General features: G+C 38.7%; 22 protein-coding genes and 2 pseudogenes. 15 read left to right on the plus strand and 9 right to left on the minus strand.

Going from position 1 to position 22,663, the window contains the following annotated elements:
* Positions 1-91: 91 nt before the first annotated feature.
* From recA to JCM17102_RS25905, 4 genes and pseudogenes are all read right to left on the minus strand, one after another.
* Complete coding sequence (gene recA / locus JCM17102_RS02605) at positions 92-1,126, minus strand: recombinase RecA (protein ID WP_025073862.1); 1,035 nt, start codon at positions 1,124-1,126, stop codon at positions 92-94.
* A gap of 26 nt (positions 1,127-1,152) precedes the next feature.
* Entirely contained in the window at positions 1,153-1,605 is a 453-nt protein-coding gene (gene bcp / locus JCM17102_RS02610) for a thioredoxin-dependent thiol peroxidase (protein ID WP_025073863.1), read from the minus strand.
* Positions 1,606-1,688: 83 nt separating this feature from the next.
* Complete coding sequence (locus JCM17102_RS02615) at positions 1,689-2,882, minus strand: saccharopine dehydrogenase family protein (protein ID WP_025073864.1); 1,194 nt, start codon at positions 2,880-2,882, stop codon at positions 1,689-1,691.
* A gap of 98 nt (positions 2,883-2,980) precedes the next feature.
* Positions 2,981-4,267, minus strand: a pseudogene (locus JCM17102_RS25905) (hypothetical protein).
* 146 nt (positions 4,268-4,413) lie between these two features.
* Between JCM17102_RS25905 and JCM17102_RS02625 the strand changes: the two are divergent.
* Positions 4,414-5,202, plus strand: a complete 789-nt coding sequence (locus JCM17102_RS02625; protein ID WP_025073865.1) for an META domain-containing protein — start codon at positions 4,414-4,416, stop codon at positions 5,200-5,202.
* A 95-nt stretch (positions 5,203-5,297) separates the two neighbouring features.
* Here JCM17102_RS02625 and JCM17102_RS02630 read toward each other — a convergent pair whose 3' ends face one another.
* Positions 5,298-6,554: a DUF3472 domain-containing protein gene (locus JCM17102_RS02630; RefSeq protein WP_025073866.1), complete on the minus strand. Its 1,257-nt coding sequence runs from the start codon at positions 6,552-6,554 to the stop codon at positions 5,298-5,300.
* A 297-nt stretch (positions 6,555-6,851) separates the two neighbouring features.
* Here JCM17102_RS02630 and dnaK point away from each other — a divergent pair, with 297 nt between their 5' ends.
* The 10 genes and pseudogenes from dnaK (at position 6,852) to JCM17102_RS02685 (ending at position 16,851) form a co-directional block, all read left to right on the plus strand.
* On the plus strand, positions 6,852-8,762 hold the full coding sequence (gene dnaK / locus JCM17102_RS02635) for a molecular chaperone DnaK (RefSeq protein WP_025073867.1): 1,911 nt from the start codon (positions 6,852-6,854) through the stop codon (positions 8,760-8,762).
* Between the two features lie 203 nt (positions 8,763-8,965).
* The gene (locus JCM17102_RS02640) at positions 8,966-9,511 is read left to right on the plus strand and encodes a helix-turn-helix domain-containing protein (protein WP_025073868.1); all 546 of its coding nucleotides are present in this window, start codon (positions 8,966-8,968) and stop codon (positions 9,509-9,511) included.
* A pseudogene (locus tag JCM17102_RS21695) lies at positions 9,508-10,769 on the plus strand (site-specific integrase). The gene JCM17102_RS02640 and the pseudogene JCM17102_RS21695 overlap by 4 nt, the downstream one beginning before the upstream one ends.
* A gap of 311 nt (positions 10,770-11,080) precedes the next feature.
* Positions 11,081-11,434 carry a methylation-associated defense system helix-turn-helix domain-containing protein MAD1 gene (gene mads1, locus JCM17102_RS02650; RefSeq protein ID WP_025073869.1) on the plus strand — a complete coding sequence of 118 codons (354 nt, stop codon included), beginning with the start codon at positions 11,081-11,083 and terminating at the stop codon, positions 11,432-11,434.
* Positions 11,431-12,030, plus strand: a complete 600-nt coding sequence (locus JCM17102_RS02655; protein ID WP_033886468.1) for a BT4734/BF3469 family protein — start codon at positions 11,431-11,433, stop codon at positions 12,028-12,030. Before mads1 ends, JCM17102_RS02655 begins: the two co-directional genes overlap by 4 nt.
* Complete coding sequence (locus tag JCM17102_RS02660; protein ID WP_033886470.1) at positions 11,981-13,786, plus strand: DUF3987 domain-containing protein; 1,806 nt, start codon at positions 11,981-11,983, stop codon at positions 13,784-13,786. The genes JCM17102_RS02655 and JCM17102_RS02660 overlap by 50 nt, the downstream gene beginning before the upstream one ends.
* Positions 13,787-13,888: 102 nt before the next feature.
* Positions 13,889-14,257: a MobC family plasmid mobilization relaxosome protein gene (locus JCM17102_RS02665; protein ID WP_025073872.1), complete on the plus strand. Its 369-nt coding sequence runs from the start codon at positions 13,889-13,891 to the stop codon at positions 14,255-14,257.
* Positions 14,241-15,140: a relaxase/mobilization nuclease domain-containing protein gene (locus JCM17102_RS02670; protein ID WP_025073873.1), complete on the plus strand. Its 900-nt coding sequence runs from the start codon at positions 14,241-14,243 to the stop codon at positions 15,138-15,140. Before JCM17102_RS02665 ends, JCM17102_RS02670 begins: the two co-directional genes overlap by 17 nt.
* Positions 15,140-15,793 carry a hypothetical protein gene (locus tag JCM17102_RS02675; RefSeq protein WP_025073874.1) on the plus strand — a complete coding sequence of 218 codons (654 nt, stop codon included), beginning with the start codon at positions 15,140-15,142 and terminating at the stop codon, positions 15,791-15,793. Before JCM17102_RS02670 ends, JCM17102_RS02675 begins: the two co-directional genes overlap by 1 nt.
* Positions 15,794-16,029: 236 nt before the next feature.
* Positions 16,030-16,851, plus strand: coding sequence for a DNA/RNA non-specific endonuclease (locus JCM17102_RS02685; protein ID WP_025073875.1), 822 nt, complete (start codon positions 16,030-16,032; stop codon positions 16,849-16,851).
* Here the strand turns inward: JCM17102_RS02685 and JCM17102_RS02690 are convergent.
* The 4 genes from JCM17102_RS02690 to JCM17102_RS02705 all read right to left on the minus strand — a co-directional run bounded on the left by JCM17102_RS02690 (position 16,832) and on the right by JCM17102_RS02705 (position 18,847).
* A complete protein-coding gene (locus tag JCM17102_RS02690) occupies positions 16,832-17,047 on the minus strand; it encodes a hypothetical protein (protein WP_136498529.1) in 216 nt (71 codons plus the stop codon). The two genes, JCM17102_RS02685 and JCM17102_RS02690, sit on opposite strands and share 20 nt — an antisense overlap.
* 10 nt (positions 17,048-17,057) lie before the next feature.
* The gene (locus JCM17102_RS02695) at positions 17,058-17,390 is read right to left on the minus strand and encodes a hypothetical protein (RefSeq protein WP_025073877.1); all 333 of its coding nucleotides are present in this window, start codon (positions 17,388-17,390) and stop codon (positions 17,058-17,060) included.
* A 38-nt stretch (positions 17,391-17,428) separates the two neighbouring features.
* Complete coding sequence (locus tag JCM17102_RS30595; protein ID WP_206778284.1) at positions 17,429-17,911, minus strand: hypothetical protein; 483 nt, start codon at positions 17,909-17,911, stop codon at positions 17,429-17,431.
* Positions 17,912-18,130: 219 nt separating this feature from the next.
* Positions 18,131-18,847, minus strand: coding sequence for a DUF4236 domain-containing protein (locus JCM17102_RS02705; RefSeq protein ID WP_025073879.1), 717 nt, complete (start codon positions 18,845-18,847; stop codon positions 18,131-18,133).
* 139 nt (positions 18,848-18,986) lie between these two features.
* Here JCM17102_RS02705 and JCM17102_RS02710 point away from each other — a divergent pair, with 139 nt between their 5' ends.
* Genes JCM17102_RS02710 through JCM17102_RS02725 form a run of 4 tightly spaced genes read left to right on the plus strand, consistent with a single transcriptional unit; the run spans position 18,987 to position 22,663 of the window.
* On the plus strand, positions 18,987-19,349 hold the full coding sequence (locus tag JCM17102_RS02710) for a TerY-C metal binding domain-containing protein (RefSeq protein WP_025073880.1): 363 nt from the start codon (positions 18,987-18,989) through the stop codon (positions 19,347-19,349).
* Positions 19,350-19,358: 9 nt separating this feature from the next.
* The gene (locus JCM17102_RS02715; protein ID WP_275564310.1) at positions 19,359-20,636 is read left to right on the plus strand and encodes a serine/threonine protein kinase; all 1,278 of its coding nucleotides are present in this window, start codon (positions 19,359-19,361) and stop codon (positions 20,634-20,636) included.
* Between the two features lie 11 nt (positions 20,637-20,647).
* Positions 20,648-21,391, plus strand: a complete 744-nt coding sequence (locus JCM17102_RS02720) for a vWA domain-containing protein (RefSeq protein WP_025073882.1) — start codon at positions 20,648-20,650, stop codon at positions 21,389-21,391.
* A 15-nt stretch (positions 21,392-21,406) separates the two neighbouring features.
* Positions 21,407-22,663 carry a protein phosphatase 2C domain-containing protein gene (locus tag JCM17102_RS02725; RefSeq protein ID WP_025073883.1) on the plus strand — a complete coding sequence of 419 codons (1,257 nt, stop codon included), beginning with the start codon at positions 21,407-21,409 and terminating at the stop codon, positions 22,661-22,663.

The following is a 22,663-nucleotide window of genomic DNA, read 5'->3' on the forward strand; positions in this document are numbered from 1 at the left end:
ACTCAAAGAGCAAAAAAGAAAGGCTGTCTCTTAAAATAAAAGAGAGAGACAGCCTATAAATGAAGTTTTCTTACTCAAAATCGGTAGCCGATTATTTATGTTTCAGTGCTTCGAAAATCAACTTTTCCAGTTCTTCTGCTAGTTCCGGATTATCTGCAATACATTGTTTGGCTGCATCACGTCCTTGGCCTAACTTGGTATCGTTATAGCTATACCATGAACCGCTTTTCTTGATGATTCCCAGTTCAGCTCCCAGGTCTACTATCTCTCCTGAATGGGAGATACCTTCACCGAACATGATATCGAATTCTGCTTTACGGAATGGAGGAGCCACCTTGTTTTTCACAACTTTTACTTTTGTTAGTTTTCCAAGGATTTCTTCGCCATCTTTGATCGGCTGACTACCACGAATATCAAGACGTACGGAAGCATAAAACTTCAATGCATTACCTCCTGTTGTAGTTTCCGGATTACCGAACATTACACCGATTTTCTCACGAAGCTGGTTGATGAAAATACAAGTGGTACGCGTCTTACTAACAGCAGCGGTCAATTTACGTAATGCCTGTGACATTAAACGTGCCTGCAAACCTACTTTATTATCCCCCATATCTCCTTCAATTTCCGATTTCGGTGTCAAGGCAGCTACAGAGTCGATTACGATGATGTCAATAGCAGAAGAACGGATTAACTGTTCGGCAATTTCTAACGCCTGTTCTCCGTTGTCTGGTTGTGAGATCCATAAGTTATCGATATCTACGCCTAGTTTAGCAGCATAGAAACGATCGAAAGCATGTTCTGCATCAATAAAAGCAGCTATACCACCAGCTTTTTGTGCTTCGGCAATGGCGTGAATAGCCAATGTCGTTTTACCGGAAGACTCCGGTCCATAGATTTCGATGATTCTACCTCTAGGGTATCCTCCTACGCCAAGTGCCACGTTCAGGGCAATGGAACCGGTAGGGATTACTTCTACTTGTTCAACGCTTTCATCACCCATTTTCATGATAGAGCCTTTACCAAAATTTTTCTCTATCTTTTCCATGGCGGCTTGTAAAGCTTTTAGTTTTTCGCTTGATGCCATTTTATTATCTGTTTCAAAATTAAGTTCGTCTTTTTTAGCCATACCTTATTATTATAGTTAGATGGATTTTATTGATTTAATATCTGTGCGGCATGTTCTTTAGTTTTCACTTCTTTAGGAGTGATAATCCGTTCTATGATTCCTTCTTCATTAATGAGAAAAGTGGTACGGAAAGTTCCCATATAGGCACGTCCATATAGTTTCTTCTCTCCCCAGACGCCGAACTCTTCTACCAACTTTTTATCAACGTCGGCAATCAGTGTGAAAGGAAGATTATTTTTCTCAATAAATTTCTGGTGCGACTTTTCATTGTCTGTGCTCACACCGATTACTTCATAACCTGCTTTACGCAATTCTGCATAATTGTCGCGCAGACTGCATGCTTGGGCCGTACAACCTGATGTATTGTCTTTTGGATAGAAATACAATACAATTTTTTTCCCTTTATAAACACTTAAACGAATCTCCTCACCTTTTTCATTGATACCTAAGATTTCTGGTGCTTTGTCTCCTATATTCATATTTAAATAATTAGAAATTAAAGATGAAAAATAAAATCGTGTAACACAATTATTCCTCATTTTTAATTTTTAGTTCTTTATTATTATAGTTCCAGATCTTTGTCGAACACCTCATGCCATGGCAGTCCCTGTTTATTAAGCTGCTCCATGAAAGGATCCGGATTGAATTCTTCTACATTGTTTACTCCAGGGCGTTTCCATTCTCCTTTTAAGAACATCATTGCTCCGATCATTGCCGGAACACCTGTGGTATAACTTACTCCCTGCATACCTGTTTCTTTGTATGCTTCTTGGTGGCTACAATTGTTATAAACATAGTAAGTGTGTTCTTTTCCATTTTTAATACCGCGGATACGACAACCAATGGAAGTTTCACCTTCGTAATTCTCTCCTAAATCTTGTGGATTTGGCAATACAGCTTTTAAGAATTGAAGAGGCACAATTTTAGTACCATTATATTCTACTTCGTCGATACGCGCCATACCAATATTTTGGATAACACGTAAGTGGGTCAGGTATTCCTGTCCAAAAGTCATCCAGAAACGGGCACGCTTAATAGTCGGGAAATTCTTAACCAGTGATTCTAATTCTTCGTGGTAAAGAAGATAAGAGTCACGTGGGCCGATGTTAGGATATGTCAAGTCTTTATGAATTTCCAACGGACCGGTCGTTACCCATTTTCCATTTTCATAATAACGTCCGTTCTGAGTAATTTCGCGGATGTTAATTTCCGGGTTGAAATTAGTAGCAAAAGCTTTATGATGATTTCCTGCATTGCAATCCACAATATCCAGATATTGAATTTCATCAAAATAATGTTTGGCAGCATAGGCAGTATAAATACCACTTACTCCCGGATCAAATCCGCAACCGAGGATAGCAGTCAGTCCGGCTTCTTTGAAACGGTCATGGTAAGCCCATTGCCAACTATATTCAAAATGAGCTTCATCTTTTGGCTCATAATTAGCTGTATCGAGATAGTTAACTCTTGTCTTCAAACAAGCTTCCATGATAGTCAGATCTTGATAAGGAAGAGCAACATTGATAACTATTTCCGGTTTGAAATCGTTGAAAAGAGCGACTAGTTCGTCTACATTATCTGCATCGACTTTCGCTGTTTTTATATTGGGATTGCCTATTGCTTTGACGATTTTTTCACATTTTTCCTTTGTGCGACTGGCAATCATGATGTCTGTAAATACATCGGCATTTTGTGCCACTTTGTGTGCTACGACAGTGCCAACACCACCTGCACCAATAATAAGAACTCTACCCATTTCTTTAATTAAGAATTAAAATTTAAGAATTAAGATTTGTTGATGGAGCAAATATACGGGATTATTTTCAGATAATCATTCGTAGGCACTCCTTTTTATTAGAAACGTTGTAAGGTGCCGTTTTCAAACTTCAAGGTCCTATCATTATAAAACCAGGTCTCGAAACGAGTATCTTTTTTCAATCGTATTTCTATTGGATTGCCTATGGATAAACGACATTCTTCTGCACTCATTCCATCTTTTAGTTCTCTTTTTGAGATGGTTTCCCAGTGTTCTTCGGTTATATCCGGATATTTTTGATGGATATTTCCAAATCCGAAGAGGTCTTCAATATAATTATTGTTTTTAATGATTATGTCATATTTGAGATCTACTTCTACTTCATATACTGCTTCATTTTCATCAGTCACAGATAAGACAGCTTGTGTATTTGGAACAGAAGAGATAATAATATCTTTTATATTCAAAATTGTGTATCGGGGTAGATGTATTCGGGACTTTGTAGGACTGTCTTCATGAAAGGTGATTCGCTGGGCTTCCAACATCTTTTTAGGATAAATGGTTAATCCTATATATTTATTTATTTTTCAATGCTTCAATATTGTCTAATCTTTTATTAGTAAAACTGATAGCATTAGAAAAGTATTTCATTTTCTTTTCGGCTTGGAAGTTGTTTTAATCCATGCCAGAGTTTGTACGTGAGAAAGCTAGTTCCAGATAGAAAGAATGATCCTGATTATCTTTAAAAATAATTTTGACAGGACATATTTGGTTGCCGATTCCAATAGCAGTAATTCTTACTTCCAGATTGGTGGGAATAGCGACATCTTGATAACCTGAGTAATTGTTTGTATCATCTATACGAGTACTCTCAGGCTGTATGTATACTTTTCTTCCTATCAGCAAATCTTTTGCCGTATCCACATCTTGTAAAAATACCAATCCATTGATACAAGCACGTGGATTTTTCTCGCAAGTTTCATCTAATCTTATATTCTTAAATTCGTAATAATACTTTTTTCCTTCACATTCAAAAAGAAAACGAGTAGAATAGTTTGTTCCGATTGATAATTCTTTAGATCTTTCTTCAGTACCTACAAATGTGAGTATTTTATGCTTAAGCGTTTTATTTTCTATTTCTTTTTCACTTTCGCAAAAAGAAAGGATAGGGAGAAATTGATCACGTCTGGAAGGATTGAACATGAATTTTATTCCAAGCGTCCATTACATAGGAGTTGCAAGGAAAAATTTTGTTTTATGAATTGTTCTTCCTCACAGACTGGAATCTCTAGGTTGTCAGAAGTGGAGACGAGGTAACCATTTTGAGCTGTAATATTCAATATGCAACAAAAAAATATAAGCAGAGTCAGAATGATTATTCTCATAGTAATATATTCAAAATGAACTATGTAAAATCCCCGTTTGTTTTATACCTGAAGGCAAATGTATACATTTTATATTATATTGGATTAAATTTCCCAATCTTTTTGATATCTTTGCCTCCGATTTTAACTTAAACGTTATAACAAAAATGAAGAAAGTATTTGTTTCGATTTGCGTTGTAGGTGCAGCACTTGCAATGTTTTCATGCCGTTCTGTAGAAAAGGCACTTCCTTTATCATCTATCAATGGTGAATGGAATATTATAGAGGTTAACGGTTCAAAAGTTGCTCCGGATGAAAGTAAAAATCTTCCGTTTATAGTGTTTGATACTGCTACAGGACGATTATCTGGTAATAGTGGTTGTAACCGTATGATGGGTAGTTTTGATGTAAATGCTAAACCTGGTAGTATTGACCTTAAAGGAATGGCGAGTACTCGAATGATGTGTCCGGATATGACAACTGAAAATAATGTATTGAACGCTTTGAGGCAAGTGACAGCATATAAAAAAGCTGGTAAAAACAAAATGTATTTGTGTAATGCATCCAATCGTCCAGTAGTGATACTTGAGAAAAAAGTGTCGGATGTGAAACTTTCTGTCTTAAGTGGAGAATGGAAAATTAAAGAAGTTAACGGAGAAGCTCTTCCTTCAGGCATGGAAAAACAACCTTCTTTAGCTTTTGATGTGAAGAAAAAAACAATCCATGGAAACGCCGGATGTAACTTGATAAATGGCGGCTATGAGACAAATGCTGATAATGCTAAATCTATTTCTTTTCCAGGAGTAGCTACTACAATGATGGCATGCCCTGATATGGAACTAGAAGGTAAAATTCTGAAAGCACTGAATGAAGTGAAATCCTTTGATGTATTATCTGGAGGCGGAATTGGACTATATGATGCTAATGGTGCATTGGTTCTCGTTTTAGAAAAGTAAGCCTTATATATAGAAATAAAAATAGGCTCATGCTACTATAAGTAGTATGAGCCTATTTACATTCCCTTATTATATTAGGTATTAATCTGGAAGCATTATAACTTATCTAATGATTCCCAATCTATTTCAGGTGCTTTTCCGGTTGGTTTACAGTAGAATTTTGTTCCCATTGGAACAGATTCATTGAAGAAACCTCCCATCTTTAGATAAAATCGATTATCTTTTGTATTACCTCCCTGATAGTCTAATCTGACTTTGGCACTAGCTGTTGCATCATGAGTGAAGGTAGCTTCGGTCAATTGGGTCCATTTTCCTTCTTTACTTCGTGCCCACTGATTGCCAAAAAATACTTCACGTGATAAATATCCTTGTTCTGGACTGAAATTTTCCAGAAAACTATGGGGATATTTGTACCACGTGTCAGTCATTGGGCGTTGGAAACTGGCTATTAGTCTCCAGCATTTTTCTTCTGCACCATAAAAATAGGCAGTATAGATTGTGTTACCATTCCCATCCGGTTTTACATGCATTAAGAATTTATAGGTATTACCGGCTTTCCATGGATAATTTAGGTAACTTTGTCCTCCAGACCCTTCATTGCCAAATTCTCCAATATGCACATCTTTACCTCGCCGTAACATTTTAATTCTTTGGTTTTCTGGAATTTTTTTAGGATCTTGTGTATCAAAAGGACTCCATACAGAAAAAAGAATCCGGCGTTCAGTTGGAGAGTTATATTGCATACCGAAATATCCTTCGCTAAATCCGGTTGCCATATAATAGCTGTACATAATTTCACCTTTTTTCGGGACAGTAACTTCGTTGTAAAACCATTCTGTATCTCCTTCTGGTAATGTATATCCCAAATGTACTGAAGGCCCACGACGTCCCCAATACTCAGAGAAGTCTTTTACATAGTTGCTTTTACCCGAGACATTGTCTACTATCAATTGTTGTATTTCGCCAAAATCTTCTCCTTCTTTTGATATACCTTGTAGATTGATTTGTACATAACCAGAGTGGGGGATGTTAATGCTTCCTACAGGAATTTTTGTATATTCATTTGATTGGAGGTTTATTTTGAAAGTTCTTTTTCCATAACTGACTTTAATTACTGAGTGTCCTTTTGCATAAAGTGACAAATCGGCTGTTGTTGGTTGTTGCAGATAAAAGTATATGCTCACAATACTTGCAGGATTTGTCCAATTCGAGAGTCCGGATTGTGTGATTTCGGCACCATCTGTTTGAGTGGTAACATAACCATTACCGGCAACACCGATTTTTAGTTGTTGAGACTGGGCGGATAATGTAATACATACAAATGTGGCAAATAGGCATAGTAGTGTTTTCATTTTATTTCATTTTTAAAATATGATGCAGCAAAAATAAGAATTTTTTTTCTTCATTGAACCAGAGACGCTTACATTTGTTTAAAGAATCAGTTGCCTGCATGCTTATTTATGCAGGAGGTAATGGTAGAGTATTGCGTAACTGTCTTTTTGGCAGATATTATGTCATGTATTCGTCTAATTCCTTTTTGGCATAAGGTTTGTCTTTTCATCAATGTCCGTTTGAGACGTGGCTTTTGATGAAAGGAAGAAACCAACCGGACAAAAAGAAATTGAATAATAATAAATAAAATAATAATCATGGGAAAAATTATTGGTATTGATTTAGGAACTACAAACTCTTGTGTTGCCGTATTTGAAGGTAACGAACCTGTAGTAATTGCGAACAGTGAAGGTAAACGTACTACTCCTTCTATAGTTGCTTTCATAGATGGGGGTGAACGTAAAGTTGGTGACCCTGCTAAACGTCAGGCTATTACTAATCCGCAACGTACAGTTTCCTCTATCAAACGTTTCATGGGTGAAAATTGGGATCAGGTACAGAAAGAAGTTTCACGTGTTCCTTATAAAGTAGTAAAAGGTGAGAATAATACTCCACGAGTTGATATTGACGGACGCTTGTATACTCCGCAAGAAATTTCTGCAATGATTCTTCAGAAAATGAAGAAAACAGCTGAAGATTATTTGGGACAGGAGGTAACAGAAGCTGTCATTACCGTTCCTGCATATTTCTCTGATTCTCAACGTCAGGCTACTAAAGAAGCTGGACAAATTGCAGGTCTTGAAGTAAAACGTATTGTAAACGAGCCGACTGCTGCAGCTCTGGCTTACGGTTTAGATAAGGCTCATAAAGATATGAAGATTGCCGTATTCGACTTAGGTGGTGGTACATTCGATATTTCTATCCTTGAATTCGGTGGTGGTGTGTTTGAAGTTCTTTCTACTAACGGTGATACTCACTTGGGAGGCGATGACTTCGATCAGGTAATTATCAATTGGTTGGTACAGGAATTCAAGAACGATGAAGGTGCTGATTTGACTCAGGACCCAATGGCGTTACAACGTTTGAAAGAGGCTGCCGAAAAAGCTAAGATTGAACTTTCTTCTTCAACAAGTACCGAAATTAATTTGCCGTATATCATGCCAGTAAATGGTGTGCCTAAACACTTGGTTAAGACTTTGACTCGTGCAAAATTCGAATCATTGGCTCACGATTTGATTCAGGCTTGTTTGGAACCATGTAAAAAGGCTATGAGCGATGCAGGTTTGAGTAATTCTGATATTGATGAAGTAATCCTTGTGGGTGGTTCTTCACGTATTCCAGCTGTTCAAAAGTTGGTACAAGATCTCTTCGGTAAAGTTCCTTCTAAAGGGGTGAATCCTGATGAAGTAGTAGCTGTAGGTGCTGCAGTACAAGGTGCAGTATTGACAGATGAAATAAAAGGTGTTGTATTGTTGGATGTTACTCCGTTGTCTATGGGTATCGAAACAATGGGGGGAGTAATGACTAAATTGATCGAAGCTAATACAACTATTCCTTGCAAGAAGAGTGAAACGTTCTCAACTGCTGCTGACAACCAGACAGAAGTTACTATTCATGTATTGCAGGGTGAACGTCCGATGGCTGCACAGAATAAATCAATTGGTCAATTTAACTTGACAGGTATTGCTCCGGCTCGTCGTGGTGTTCCTCAGATCGAGGTTACTTTCGATATTGATGCTAACGGTATCTTAAAAGTTTCTGCTAAGGATAAAGCAACTGGTAAGGAACAGGCTATCCGTATCGAAGCTTCTAGCGGTTTGAGTAAAGATGAAATTGAAAAGATGAAAGCTGAAGCTGCTGCTAATGCGGAAGCAGATAAGAAAGAACGTGAAAAGATTGATAAGTTGAATCAGGCTGATAGTCTTATCTTCTCTACTGAAAATCAGTTGAAAGATTTGGGGGATAAATTGCCAGCTGATAAAAAAGCTCCGATTGAAGCGGCTTTGCAGAAACTGAAAGATGCTCATAAATCTCAGGATTTAGCTGCTATTGATTCTGCTATGTCTGAAATCAATACAGCGTTCCAAGCAGCAAGTGCTGAAATGTATGCACAGCAAGGTGGTGCTCAAGGAGCACAAGCTGATCCTAATGCTGGTGCAGGTGCTGGACAGCAGGATAATAAACATGGTGATAATGTCCAAGATGCTGACTTCGAGGAAGTCAAATGATTCCGATAAGGATACAGATAATAAACAATAAGCAAAAGCGTGCAGCTCAATGAGTTGCACGCTTTTTGCGTTTATGGGGTTCATGGTTACTATGTGTTTTCTATGGGCTTTTTTATCTCTTATTTGCGACATGTTTGCGACACGTCTTATTTGGCGATAAGGTACAACTTAAATTGATATAAACCATTTAAAACGAGAAGAATATGCCAAGAGGAAATTACACCATTCAAAGAAGTTGCGAGGAGTGTGGTAAAATCTTTACTCCTCCCACATTAGTGTCGAAGTATTGTTGCACTGCTTGTTCCAAGAGAGCGTATAAGAAAAGACAAGTCGCAAAAGAGAAAGAAGCGATACGCCAAGCACTGATTAGACGAATACCATCCTGCAAGGGGTATCTAACCGTAAAAGAGGCTATGTTGATTTACGGCATTAATAAAGACGTTCTTTATCGTATGATACGGCAAGGCTCGATACCGTCATATAATTTTGGTCAGCGTCAGATACGCCTTAGTCGGCAATATATGGATGAACACTTCAAAACAAAGGCAGGGAGTAGAAAGAGAAAAAAGGCAGCATTGTCCTTTGAACCCAAAGATTGTTACACCATCGGAGAGATCGCAAAGAAGTTCCATATCAATGACAGCAGTGTATTTAAGCACATACGCCGTCATTCTATTCCTACACGCCAAATCGGTAACTATGTTTATGTTCCCAAATCTGAAATTGATAAATTATATAAGTCGTTATGAAGAAAGCATTACCTAATACCAAAGTGACCGTCAAGCTCAGAAGGTCGAACTACAAAGAAGAGTGGTATCTGATTATAGAGTCGTACCCAGTGCACAAACGAGGTTCAATCCGTGCAAGCCGTGTGTAGAATCCATTAACCGGACTATATCTACACCCATTTGGGACAAATCGTCCATTGCACGCATCTTGCCGGATGGGACATTCAACTATAAGCCTAAGCGCGATTTGAATGGAATTATCCAATGCCGTTCAACGATAGACCAAGAGGCTTGTATCTATGCCGATAATGTGCGTAAGTTGCGGCAACATGAATATGATAGTGCCATCCTATACACTGATAAGGAAAACGAAATCGCTGCACAGAATGAGCGGAGCGAACAGGATTTTATCAAGTATTTCAATAGTATTATAAGCACACGTCATCCCAACAGCTCTGATTCAATAATAGTCAATTGGAGGCGTGTAGGCGAATTATTGAAAATGTATTCGCAAGGGCAGCCAATTCCATTCAAGACGATTTCAGTTAAACTGCTTGAAGATATAAAGATGTTCCTTCTCCGTGCCCCAATGGGAGGGAATAAGAAAGGTACCATCTCACAAAACACGGCATCGACTTATTTCTCTATACTCAAAGCCGGATTAAAACAGGCATTCATTGATGAATATCTGACCGTTGATATAAGCGCGAAAGTAAAGGGAATAACAAATATAGAGAAACCTCGTGTTGCGCTTACCATGAATGAAGTGCAAATGTTGGTTGATACTCCTTGCAAGGATGATGTTTTGAAACGTGCGTTCTTGTTCTCTATTCTCACTGGATTGCGGCATAGTGATATTCAAACTTTGAAATGGAAACAAATTCAGCAAACAAGTAAGGGCACATGGCAAGCAGTCGTAGTTCAGCAAAAGACAAAAAGGCCCGATTATAAGCCAGTCATCCAACAAGCACTTCAACTATGTGGTGAACGTTCAAGTGATGATGAAGCACTTGTCTTCGAAGGATTGACCGATGCCTCTTGGATTTCCCGCCCCCTGAAAGTTTGGATAGAAGCATCTGGCATCAAGAAACATATTACCTTCCATTGTGGTCGCCATAGCTACGCTTCGCTATTGTTGGAAAATGGTGTTGACATATACACCATCAAGTCTTTGATGGGACATACAAACGTCAAAACTACGCAGATTTATACGCATATCGTAAATGAACAAAAAGAGAAAGCTGCTAATACGCTGCATATAGAAAATTTGGCTTTATAGGTTATAGTGGAGACTTCCACCATTGAGCACCAATGACTTATATAACATCAACGACACACTTACCACCGTATCCCCCTCATAAAGCATCGGCTTTTTAAGGGGGATTTTGTTGTATAGACGTTCTCCGTGAAGAGAGTATTAGTCTAATAGTGGTTTATCCCTATTTTATTTTCTTTTTCAGTAAATCATTGTGTTAATGAAAACTAAATCTATCGGTGGTAAATAAGTGGCTAATTGGTGGCTTTCAAGCACCTATTTAGCACTCATAAATATCCCTATACTTTTACGGCATCAACTTTAATACGAAGAAAATGGCTTATAAAGTAAATTCATTGGAGGAAATGCCGAATGCGTTGTCCTACTTGATTGAGTCCGTAGAAGTACTACAATCCAAAGTAAATGCCTTGCAACAAAAGCAGGCAAGTAATTCACCCAAGTGGATGGATATAGACGAGCTTTGTGCTTATCTGCCATCACATCCAGCCAAACAGACAGTTTATGGATGGGTATCTACCAAACAGATTCCCGTACATAAAATAAATAAGGCTTTGGCTTTCCTGCAATCGGAGATTGACGATTGGTTGAAAAACAAATCGCACAAGACCCAAGATGACTTAATGGAAGAAGCCAGACGATTTGTCGAATCTAAAAAGATTATCAGATGATGGAAACGACAGATTATTGCTTTTCGTTCTTTCGCAAGCCCATCCAAAACATCGAACCGATAAGGGCGGTAGGCATTGTGGATGTGTATCGCTATATCATCGGGCATTATGCGCAACCACAAACTGAATCCCTGCGTTTGATGCAATCTTCTTCCGAATCCAAAAGATACAAAGCCACCCATTTCGACTATTGTACTTTTTCGGGATTATTCCGCAAACGGAATGAAAAGGAACTGATTATGCACTCAGGATTGATGTGTTTGGATTTCGACCATGTGGAGAATATCGTGGAGCTAAAACAGCAATTGCTCAATCATGAATATTTCGATACGGAACTGTTATTTGTTAGTCCATCCGGTAGCGGATTGAAGTGGATAATACCTGTTGACTTGAAAGGATGGGAACATTCCCGGTACTTCAAGGCTGTTGCCAACTGTATCAAAGCAACAGGTTTGCCATCAGTGGATATGTCCGGCTGTGATGTGGCTCGTTCTTGCTTTCTGCCATACGACCCACAAGCATATATTAACCCTAAATACAAAGATGATGTCGAAGAAAATATTTTCTGCCCAAGATTGGGAGAATGTCCCTTCTGAAATGCTGCAAACACATACGCCTGATATTGCTCCTATATATAATAAGGTGAAAGACGATGTAGAAAGTGTTGTTCGAGAGATAGAACAATGTGGCACTGATATAGCCCCCAATTATAAAGATTGGGTGGAGTTGGGTTTCGCGCTTGTTGACGGATTGGGAGAAAGCGGACGAGAATATTACCACCGCATCAGCAGGTTTTACCCTACCTATCAAAGGGAAGAAACGGATAAACAATATACGCACTGTCTGCACTCCAAAGGGCAAGGCATTACTATCCGTTCTTTCTTCCATTTGGCAAATCAAGCCGGAATCTCATTGGCTCCGTTCAGTAAAGAGCATTTATCCATTTTGCCAAATATCCAAAATGGAAAAACGGGTAAATGGATAAAATCAGAAGAAGAACTTCCTGCATTCCCTGAATGTGTGTTTGAGCATCTTCCTCCTTTTCTAAATGAGATTGTCAATAATTCCATTTCAACAGATGACCGTGATACGATACTGATTGGGGCTATTGTGTGTTTGTCGGTATGCTTTCATAATGTTTGTGGTGTGTACGATGAGCGCATTGTTTATCCGAATCTCTATCTGTTCGTTGTGGCAGATGCAGGTATGGGAAAAGGAGCATTAACCCTATGCAGAGAACTGGTAGTACCCATTAACCTCAATTTACATGAACTCTCAAAACGATTGGAACAGGAATATAAAGAAGCGATGAATGCTTATATCAAAGGTAAGAAAGATAGTGGAATAACTATGCCAGCCGAGCCGCCCATGCGCATGCTTATCATTCCAGCCAATAGCAGCGCAAGCTCTTTCTTGAAGATATTGGGAGATAATGACGGAGTCGGACTGTTGTTTGAATCGGAGGGCGACACGTTAAGCCAAACATTGAAGTCGGACTATGGTAATTATTCCGATGTGTTGCGAAAGGCATTCCATCATGAGTTGGTCAGTTTGAGCCGTCGCAAGGATAGGGAGTATTGCGAAGTAGCTAATCCGAGAGTGTCAGTAGCTTTGGCTGGAACTCCCGAACAGGTAAGAAGGTTGATACCTGATGCGGAGAACGGATTGATGAGCCGTTTTTGCTTCTATATCATCCGCTTCAAGCGAGGTATAAGAAATGTGTTTGCCACAAGCGATATTTCTCAATCTAAAAATGCAATGTTCAAACTGTTGGGAGATAAATTCTGCCATCTGCATGAGGAATTTGTACGACAGGGAAATTATTCATTCTCCCTTCCCTCCGATTTACAGGAACACTTTATTGAATATCTCAGCCGTGTGAATGAAGAGTGTTGTGACGAAGTGGATAATAAGATGCAAGGAGTAGTCAGACGGATGGGACTTATTGCTTATCGTATAATGATGGTGTTGACCGCTGTCCGGAATTTGGAGAATGTACATCGTAATTCTTCCTCACTTGACGGGGCAGAGCGATTGGTTTGCCATGAGTATGACTATTCTATAGCCATGAATATGTGCGAAACCTTACTTTATCATGCCGTATTCATTTATCAGAATTTATCAGGAAATCAATCCAAACGATTCTATACCGTTTCGCAAGAGACTGGCGTTTATGCACGAAGGAATACCCTTTATAATATGTTACCTGATACTTTCACAAAGAAGGATTATGATGCGGCAGTTTTAGCTTTGGGTGAGAATGGAAGTACGGCAAACAAGTGGATAGAAGCCTTTATCAAAGATGGTAAGCTATGCCGAATAGAGCAAGGGAAATATAGGAAGATTTTTTGAGTGGCAAGTTTGTGTTTTAGTGTCACTAAAACCTATGCGGCAAGCGGATGGAACAGCCACTCTCAAAAAATCAATTCATGAACATCGAAAGTTAAGATAAATATGAAGGAGAAGAAACTAGGCGGTCGCCCTAAGTTGGCGAACTATCAGAAACGTACCAAATGTTTTCGGGTAATGTTTACCGAGAACGACTACATTTATATCCAATCCAAAGCGGAACAGGCTGGATTGTCTGTCAATGAATTTTGCCATCAGGCGGCAATGGATTGTCAAGTCTGTCAACGTATCAGTCCTGAAATGGTATCGGCAATCCGTGACCTTTCCGGCATCGCTAATAATGTCAATCAGATTGCCCATCAGATGCACACTTATGGTTTGGAATCAGTCAAACAACAATGCTTTTCAATCATATCAGAAGTCAGTCGAATTATCACCCAAGTAAAGAACAATAACCATGATAGCAAAGATTAAAACAAGAGCAGATTTTGGAGGAATAGTGAATTATGCCAATGACCAAAAGAACAAGAAGAAGTGTGCCACACTTTTAGCACACGAAGGTGTCTGTGTCATTAGCAATAAAACCATAGCCGATTCTTTTCAGATACAAGCGTCCATGCGCCCGAAAGTAAAAAGTCCGGTGAAACACGTATCACTTGCTTTTTCTTCGCAGGACATTAGCCGTTTTCCCGATAACGAAGAAGGAGATGCGCTGATGGTAGAAATTGCCAAGAAATGGATGGAACAAATGGGGATTAGCAATACTCAATATATCATAGCCCGACATCACGACACGAAACATCCTCATTGTCATTTGGTGTTCAATCGGATAGACAATGATAGCAATCTTATCTCTGACAGCAATGAAAGAATACGTAATACTAAAGTATGTCGGGCTTTGACTAAAGAATATGGACTATACTTTGCCCCTAAAAATAGTAAAGCCAGAAATAAGAGTCGTTTGCGCCCTTATCAATTACGGAAGTATAATCTACGTTCTGCAACTCTTGATGTACTGGCTGTATCTCGTTCATGGAATGATTTTCTTGGCATTCTCAAAAGTCAGGGTATAGATATGCGCTTTAATCGTACAGATAACTCTGATAAAATTCGTGGCATATCATTCTGTCAAAATGAATATAGTATAGCCGGTTCTAAACTTGACCGTGATTTGAGTTTTAACAGTCTTTGCGCTACATTGGGTAATGTGGCAGCGGAACTGGTTGTTCAACCTCATCAAGCCATAACTTCCGGTGGAGGTGGAGGAGCAAGTAATGAACTGGGATGGCGAGACGACAAAGACAAGGATAACCAAAGAAACGAACCTTTTTATAAACCCTCAAAACGTAGAAGATAATGAAAGAAGATGTAGTAGCTGCAAATCTTGCAAATTTGCGCCAAAGTATCAACGAGCTAAAAGAGTGTATTGAAAAACAGAATACCACAATTTCTAAATCAGAGCAATCTGTAAAAGTGGACTTTGATGAAAAGACCATTTATAATGGAGTCGCCAAAAGTTTCTGTACTTGCTGGAACGATGCGTTATCAGTGGTGAAGAAGCATATCTGGAAGCAACAGCCGGACACATTACCGTTTTCGCTGTGGTTCCCGAAACTCATTGAATTATTCAAGCAGAAGTCTAAATTTCTTGAATACCTCTATAGGCATGTTTGCGATTACAATCTTAATCGTATGACTATTGAAGCAAATACCGAAAGCATATTAAAACGGCAGGATGATATATTTGCCAAAATCAATGAGTTGAAAATTCCAGTAACGGTTATTCCACACTATATCAATGGGATGTTTATACGTGGCTATCATATTAAACTCCGATATGTTGTAGCCTTTATTGTTATTATTGTTACGTGGGCTGTTGCTACGTCAGTTAGTAGCGTGAAGTATAAGGAAGAATCCTTTGCACATTATTCGATGTATCGGGCGGTGAAAGAACAATATCAGCATTTACAGGAAAGGACTTATGAAAAATCTCAAATTAGAACCAAGTAAAGCATCTTCACCCTATGATTATTATTAGTCTTTTTGTGTGATGCATTCGGTTCTGAACCATAAGGCAATCATTATCTTCTACGGTTTGGTAAGTTTTGATTTTTCTATCTTTGGGAAGCATGTATTATTTGGAAAAAGAAAAATGAATAGTTTTGCCTATTTTTTGTGATTTTTTATAATTTTGCACTCAGAAAAAATAACATGCATTTATGATACGATTACTCCTAACTACTATAATGTCTTTTTCCTTGTTTGGATGTCAACCAGGAAAGATAGACCAGATGATAATTGGGATGTTTGCAAATGCACAGGAATCACCAGTGGCAAAACAAACAATCTTAACGCAAAATGCGACAGAATCCGTAAGCATCAGCCAACAAAATCATCAAGGTTTGGAGGTTCCGGCCTATTCTGACAACGATTTTATCCTAAAGAGGACTGCTTATACTACCTCATATGACAAAGTGAATAAAATTCCGAAGTGGGTGGCTTGGCATTTAATTTCAGACCACACAAATGGTAATCAGAAGAGATTGTCAAACTTTATTATAGATGATAAGGTACCTGCGCCACGAGCAGAACTTGTTGATTACAAAGGTTCTGGTTATGACCGTGGTCACATGTGTCCTGCAGGTGACAACAAATGGGAATCTGAGCCAATGAAGGAGTCGTTTTTCCTTACAAATGTTTGTCCACAGGATCATAATCTTAACTGTGGTGATTGGAATGAGTTGGAGATTGCTTGTCGTAATTGGGCTAACAAGTATGGTGACATCTACATTGTTGCAGGCCCCATTCTGTATAAGGGTAAGCACGAAACGATTGGTCCTAACAAAGTGACTGTTCCTGAAGGATTCTTCAAGGTGGTTCTGTGCATGAATGGCCCGCCAAAGGCTATTGGCTTTATCTACAAAAATCATCCATGCAACAATCCACAGTCAAGTTATGTTAATAGCATTGACCAAGTTGAACGTATCACAGGTTTTGACTTCTTCTATAATTTACCAGACGATATAGAAAAAAAGGTTGAGGCCAACGCTAATCTTTCAGATTGGTAGTTTTCTTTGACTTAGCCTGTTTACTATTGTATTTGTTGTTGATTTTATTTATCAGCGCCGTATGGATGTAGAAATCCAATACGATGGCAACAATGCAAATTGTCACATAAATCCATTGTTCATACAAACCATAATATACAGATGCCATAAGTAGTATCAGCGATATAATTGCTGTAGTCGCTGATACTATATGCATTATAAAATTATTAGAAACCATTTTGAATGTCGTTTTTCTTTTTTGCTGCAAAAATACTATCTGCAATTTCTTTCTGACGAACAACCTTTTGTTCTTCTTGTTGTTTTAATAATGCTTTCCGTGCTTGTTCTTGCTTCTTCTTTTTCTGTTCTTTTGCGACTCTTGCAGCTTCTCTACGTGTTAATCTTTCTTGTTCGATTAAAGATATGACGGAATGCGGATTATATATTATGACGCCTGTGAAGCGTTGAGACTCGTTGTAATACGAATAATATGTATCATCACCACCATTCCCATTAAATTCACGTATCGAGGCTACTATAATATGCTTATCATCAAACAACCACTTTGTTATATAATTAGCCGAATCTTTTGAGGTCTCTATAGGATCTCCAAATTTCTTTCTAATTGTCTTAGATAACTTTTCCGCCTTAAAGCATCCGGCTTCAGAACTACTCTCCGAGTCACGTAACACAACGCCTTGCAACCTTTTTTTATGAAAATACCATCTAATATAAAATCCACTCCATCAAGCAATTCGTACTTCTTGAATTCATTATCATAAACCTCTGGATACATATATGAATACCGGTAGTAATCATTGTCATATTCGTTCTTGTTCATATCATAGAATGTTTTAGCAAGCGTTCCGACACGAAAATCAAGATACAAATTCTCGGCATTTTGACTCGCAATTCTATTATACAGATTATATCTCTCTGTAGATGGATGGACTTTACATTCGTTTAATTGGTTTACTAAAATAAATGCTATGTATTTATCGCAATCTTTTTCTATCTTAGACAGATACTCTGTATTATACAATTTTTCCAACCAAGTCCTTTCGCCTTTGAACCAGCGCACATGTGTAATTGGTAAACATAGAAGAAGGAAGGCAAATCCTCCATATACTATCCACAAATACATGTAAAGTACAGCATGTGTGCTCGAACTTTTATATATAGATTTGGCAATTATTCCTATTCCGTACAATAGAAACAACAAGAGAAGAATTTCCCAAGTCCAATATAATATAATGGCTATTATAACTATGGCTATAACATATTGCATAAATTTACATCTTTAAGAGTTCAAACGTCTGCGATAGTTTTCTAATATACGTTTCTTTGCTATCTCAATCGGAAGTCCTTTAATTTCAACGCCATTTATTTTCTCCAACTTATAGACGATTGACATGAGTTTACGGTAGATCGATGGTAGTTTCACCTTGTCTGTCGTATTGTCAATCTCAGTAATAAGATGCTCAACTTCGGCTACAGCAACCTTTACATCAATATCGTTAGACAAAGAAGCCGATTGAAAAGGAGTTGGTGTAGATGAGGGTGAAATTGGAGCAGGCTGTGTAGGTTGTGTCGCATTCGTGTTTGGTTGTGGAGGAGAAGCCTTCTTTCGTGACATGAAGAAGAACCAGCATAGTCCTGCAATTACTGCAACCAATGCAGCTGTTATGAAGTTGCTTGAAAGTAGCAACGAAAGAATTACAGACGCAACAATGAACACAAGGCAACCCTGTTTGGAAAATCCGAATGTTGTCTGAGTAGTGGCACTGGTTGGAGGATTTGTTCCAGCAGTTGAAGAACTATTTAATTTTGATCTTCCACCCACTTTTTGACGGTAATAAAGACCCGTACCTGGAATGCCTCCAGACACATAAGTTCCACGCTTGCCAATGTTCACCTTTGCCCCTTTAGGTCCCATTGATATGCTTGGTCCATTTTTGCTCCAGTTGATTCGTACACCTGGAAGAATTTTAGTGCTTCTGCGCCAATATAAACCCATTGTTTTTCGCGAATTTTGCTTGCAAAATTAAAATTTATACTCAAAAAACAAAGGCTTTTAATGAAAAATGCGTATAAATCTTGTTGTTTTGAAGTAAAAGCACTATTTTTACCTCAAAAAATATAACTCATAGCAGATTATGACAACATTAAGCAATGAAGCTTTTGCTGTAATGGCAGCCTGTGAACGAACAAAACAACCTTTCGGTATAACAGTCGATAAGATTTGTTCCGGTCAATACAAGTTCGTGTGGGCTTTCAAGATTGACAAAGAAAAAGCACAACGAGAAGGCTATGGCAAAATCAATGTCAAAGGCAATATAACTTTAGATACAGAATATCCAGGATGCCCTTATTGTGGTGAAAAACGACACATTGTTTGCTCATCATGCAACAAGTTCTTCTGCTACCATGGACAGGAATATATTACATGCCCCAACTGTGGAACGAGTGGAAATGTGGTATCAGTAGAACAGGTTGACCTCAAAGGTGGAGATTACTAAAATTGAAATATGATGGCAGATTTAGCAAAAGGAACAAGAATATCTCTCACGAATGGAGGTTGTGTAACCATCATCAAGGAATTAGGTCGAGGTGGACAAGGTATTGTCTATCTCGTAGATTTGAATGGCCAACAAAAGGTTCTGAAGTGGTATCTGACTGCACCAGACGAGAAGTTTTACAGAAATCTCGAAAAGAATATCATGAATGGTGCTCCTTCTGATGCATTCCTATGGCCAGAGCATTTGACAAACCGTCAACTTGGTAGCTTTGGTTATGTTATGCAACTGAGACCAAAGAATTACTATGAGTTCGGCAATTATTTGCTCGCCAAGGTTTGTTTCAAGTCTTTTACAGCAATGTTGGCTGCAGCTATGAAGATCTGTGATGGATTCATGATGCTTCATCGTTGTGGCTACAGTTATCAAGACCTAAACGATGGCAACTTCTTCATAGACCCAACCAATGGCGATGTGCTAATCTGCGATAATGACAACGTAATGCCTCAGGGCGAGAAATCTGGCATTATGGGTAAGGCTCGTTATATGGCTCCTGAGATTGTTGCTGGTGGTATTCCAGACAAGAGAAGCGACAGATTTTCGCTTTCTGTCATTCTGTTTATGCTCTTCTATGCTAACCACCCATTTGAAGGAGAACGAGTCATTGCATGTCCTTGTATGACGGAAAGCTATGAGCGTAAGTTCTATGGAAGTGAAGCTATCTTTATTTATGATCCGACAAATAATACCAATCGTCCTGTGAGAGGAATCCATCAGAATGTCATCAGACGTTGGTTTGTATTCCCATCTATCCTTCGTGAAACTTTCGAACGTGAGTTCAGTCAGGATTATCTACATAATCCAGAGAAACGAATGATTGAACAGAATTGGGAGAAGATCATTTCACGAGTTCGTGATCAATTGGTCATCTGTCCTACTTGTAAAGAAGAAACCTTTGTTGAAACCAATGGAGCCGTTGGTAAGTGTATCAACCGAGGATGCAACATTGACATCTCCAAGCGTCTGTTTATCAATAACAGATCATTGCCTCTCACCGATAAGACAGAGATCTTTATTGATAACGATAATACGCCAGATGCAATTGTTTCAAAAGATGCCAATGGCGTATTGATAATTAGGAATATCTCATCAGACAAATGGACGGTCGAAACACCAAGTGGCAAGGTCAAGACCGTAGAATCGCAAGGTATTATGCCTGTAAAAGAAGGATTAAAAATAATGTTCAAAATCCGTGAGATTCCTTATCGAGGAGAAATGACAAATATTTAATTTTTACAACAATGGGACTTTTAGATGACGTGGTAAGTGTCCCACGCAGAACAATGACACTTTTCTTTGTAATCGACACATCAGGTAGTATGGCAGGTAACAAGATTGGTGCCGTTAATGATGCTGTTGAGAACGTACTTCCTATACTTGATGAGATTTCTGCATCCAATCCAGATGCCGAAATCAAGGTAGCAGCTCTTGAGTTTTCAAGTGGCTGTAACTGGCTTTATGACGAACCAAAGCTTGCATCAGAGTTTGTATGGCAGGATGTAAGTGCAAGTGGTCTAACTTCACTTGGTGCTGCTTGTCAGGAGCTCAACACAAAACTCTCTCGCAATGGGTTTATGCAGACCCCAAGCGGAAGTTTTGCTCCTGCAATTATTCTCCTTTCTGATGGTGGGCCTACAGACGATTTCTATGGAGGTTTGTCAAAACTGAAGGCAAACAACTGGTTCAAGAATGCGATTAAGATAGCTATCGCCATTGGTGATGATGCAGACAAGGATGTTCTCACTCAGTTCACTGGAACGAATGAGGCAGTATTTACAGTTCACAATATTGATGCCTTAAAGCAAATCATTCGAGTTGTAGCCGTTACCTCTTCGCAGATTGGTAGCAAGAGTAGTACTGCTGGCGATACCACAAAGCAGGAACAGGTTATCAAGGATGTAACCGAAGCAACCAAGGATATTGACGGAGCTCAGTCAGAGGCTGCTCCTGCGAATTATACTGATAATTACGACGATTGGGATTAAACCAAGTTTTCTTTGATGGAGAAATTAGTTCATTTTTGTCAAGGAGAAAGCCATAAAGCAACAGGTAAAGTATGTCAGGACTATGCAATGTGTAGTACTGATAATGGTATTGCAGTGGCTGTCTTGAGTGATGGACATGGTGGCAGCAGGTATTTCAGAAGTGATGTCGGTTCAAAGACAATAGTTGAATGTGCTTTCAAGAAAGTAATGGGATTTGTTGAAAATATAGATTCCAGCATATTTGAGGGAAAACCATTTACAGCAGTATCGGCGTTGACTACCGAGCGCAAAGAAGAGAATCTACGAAAGAACAGTAAAGTGGATGATCAACTGAACCAGTTGTTTAAGTCAATCATATTCGGATGGAGAACTATGGTAGAACAACATGTAAAAGAAAATCCATTTACCGATGAAGAACTTAAGTTGATTACCGACCCACAAGATCCTCACTCCATAGACATGACATACGGCTGTACATTGATGTGTTATGTCAGAACACCAATGTACTGGTTTGCTTTCCACCTCGGAGATGGGAAGTGTTTCTCTTTTGATGGAGATGGTAATTGGAATGAACCTATCCCTTGGGATGAACGATGTTTTCTGAATAAGACAACATCCATTTGTGATACAGATGTGCTATCTGAATTCCGCTATTGCTATCAAGGCAATGGAGATTATCCTGTAGCTGTTTTCCTTGCTTCTGATGGATTGGACGACTCTTTCGGAGAGTCATACAATCAGGCGAACTTCTATATTCAGATATTGAAGCTCATTGCTAACACGTCAAACAATGATGCACAGAAAGAAATAGAAGATACGCTTCCGCAGTTAAGCAAGATTGGAAGTCAGGACGATATGTCTGTAGCTTGCCTATATGACGAAAAGGAATTAGAATCCATTCTACCTAAGCTCATACTATGGCAAAGAAGCAACGTGGAGAAACAGATTGCTGCTGTTAATGAGAAAATTCTGGTAGCAAAAGCTAAGATGTCGAAATACTCCCCTCTTAAAATTTATACAAAGAAGGAATTGATAGAGGCCCAGTATGCTCAGACAGATATTGAACGACTGTTTATTTCCAAACGAGAACTAGCTACCAAGTATAACCGATTCACAAGTGAACTCCCATCAACATCGTCTCATACAGATTACGATGACGAAATAGGATTATATGAGTATAAGGAGGAGGAAAAGCTCCAAACTCTGACTGCTGAACAAATAAGAAAACGTTTGAGAGTTTTGAGTCATCCGATGTATAAATTCGACATATGA

This window comes from Bacteroides faecichinchillae JCM 17102 (genome assembly GCF_000614145.1).
Classification (GTDB): Bacteria; Bacteroidota; Bacteroidia; order Bacteroidales; family Bacteroidaceae; genus Bacteroides; species Bacteroides faecichinchillae.

Coding starts and splice junctions, on each gene's coding strand:
- bcp (WP_025073863.1), bottom strand. CDS start 1,605: ATGAATATAGGAGACAAAGCACCAGAAATCTTAGGTATCAATGAAAAA.
- JCM17102_RS02625 (WP_025073865.1), top strand. CDS start 4,414: ATGAAGAAAGTATTTGTTTCGATTTGCGTTGTAGGTGCAGCACTTGCA.
- JCM17102_RS02670 (WP_025073873.1), top strand. CDS start 14,241: ATGATAGCAAAGATTAAAACAAGAGCAGATTTTGGAGGAATAGTGAAT.
- JCM17102_RS02660 (WP_033886470.1), top strand. CDS start 11,981: ATGTCGAAGAAAATATTTTCTGCCCAAGATTGGGAGAATGTCCCTTCT.
- JCM17102_RS02655 (WP_033886468.1), top strand. CDS start 11,431: ATGATGGAAACGACAGATTATTGCTTTTCGTTCTTTCGCAAGCCCATC.
- JCM17102_RS02725 (WP_025073883.1), top strand. CDS start 21,407: ATGGAGAAATTAGTTCATTTTTGTCAAGGAGAAAGCCATAAAGCAACA.
- dnaK (WP_025073867.1), top strand. CDS start 6,852: ATGGGAAAAATTATTGGTATTGATTTAGGAACTACAAACTCTTGTGTT.
- JCM17102_RS02720 (WP_025073882.1), top strand. CDS start 20,648: ATGGGACTTTTAGATGACGTGGTAAGTGTCCCACGCAGAACAATGACA.
- JCM17102_RS02715 (WP_275564310.1), top strand. CDS start 19,359: ATGATGGCAGATTTAGCAAAAGGAACAAGAATATCTCTCACGAATGGA.
- JCM17102_RS02675 (WP_025073874.1), top strand. CDS start 15,140: ATGAAAGAAGATGTAGTAGCTGCAAATCTTGCAAATTTGCGCCAAAGT.
- JCM17102_RS02685 (WP_025073875.1), top strand. CDS start 16,030: ATGTCTTTTTCCTTGTTTGGATGTCAACCAGGAAAGATAGACCAGATG.
- JCM17102_RS02630 (WP_025073866.1), bottom strand. CDS start 6,554: ATGAAAACACTACTATGCCTATTTGCCACATTTGTATGTATTACATTA.
- mads1 (WP_025073869.1), top strand. CDS start 11,081: ATGGCTTATAAAGTAAATTCATTGGAGGAAATGCCGAATGCGTTGTCC.
- JCM17102_RS02705 (WP_025073879.1), bottom strand. CDS start 18,847: ATGGGTTTATATTGGCGCAGAAGCACTAAAATTCTTCCAGGTGTACGA.
- JCM17102_RS02615 (WP_025073864.1), bottom strand. CDS start 2,882: ATGGGTAGAGTTCTTATTATTGGTGCAGGTGGTGTTGGCACTGTCGTA.
- JCM17102_RS02690 (WP_136498529.1), bottom strand. CDS start 17,047: ATGCATATAGTATCAGCGACTACAGCAATTATATCGCTGATACTACTT.
- JCM17102_RS02640 (WP_025073868.1), top strand. CDS start 8,966: ATGCCAAGAGGAAATTACACCATTCAAAGAAGTTGCGAGGAGTGTGGT.
- JCM17102_RS02710 (WP_025073880.1), top strand. CDS start 18,987: ATGACAACATTAAGCAATGAAGCTTTTGCTGTAATGGCAGCCTGTGAA.
- JCM17102_RS02665 (WP_025073872.1), top strand. CDS start 13,889: ATGAAGGAGAAGAAACTAGGCGGTCGCCCTAAGTTGGCGAACTATCAG.
- recA (WP_025073862.1), bottom strand. CDS start 1,126: ATGGCTAAAAAAGACGAACTTAATTTTGAAACAGATAATAAAATGGCA.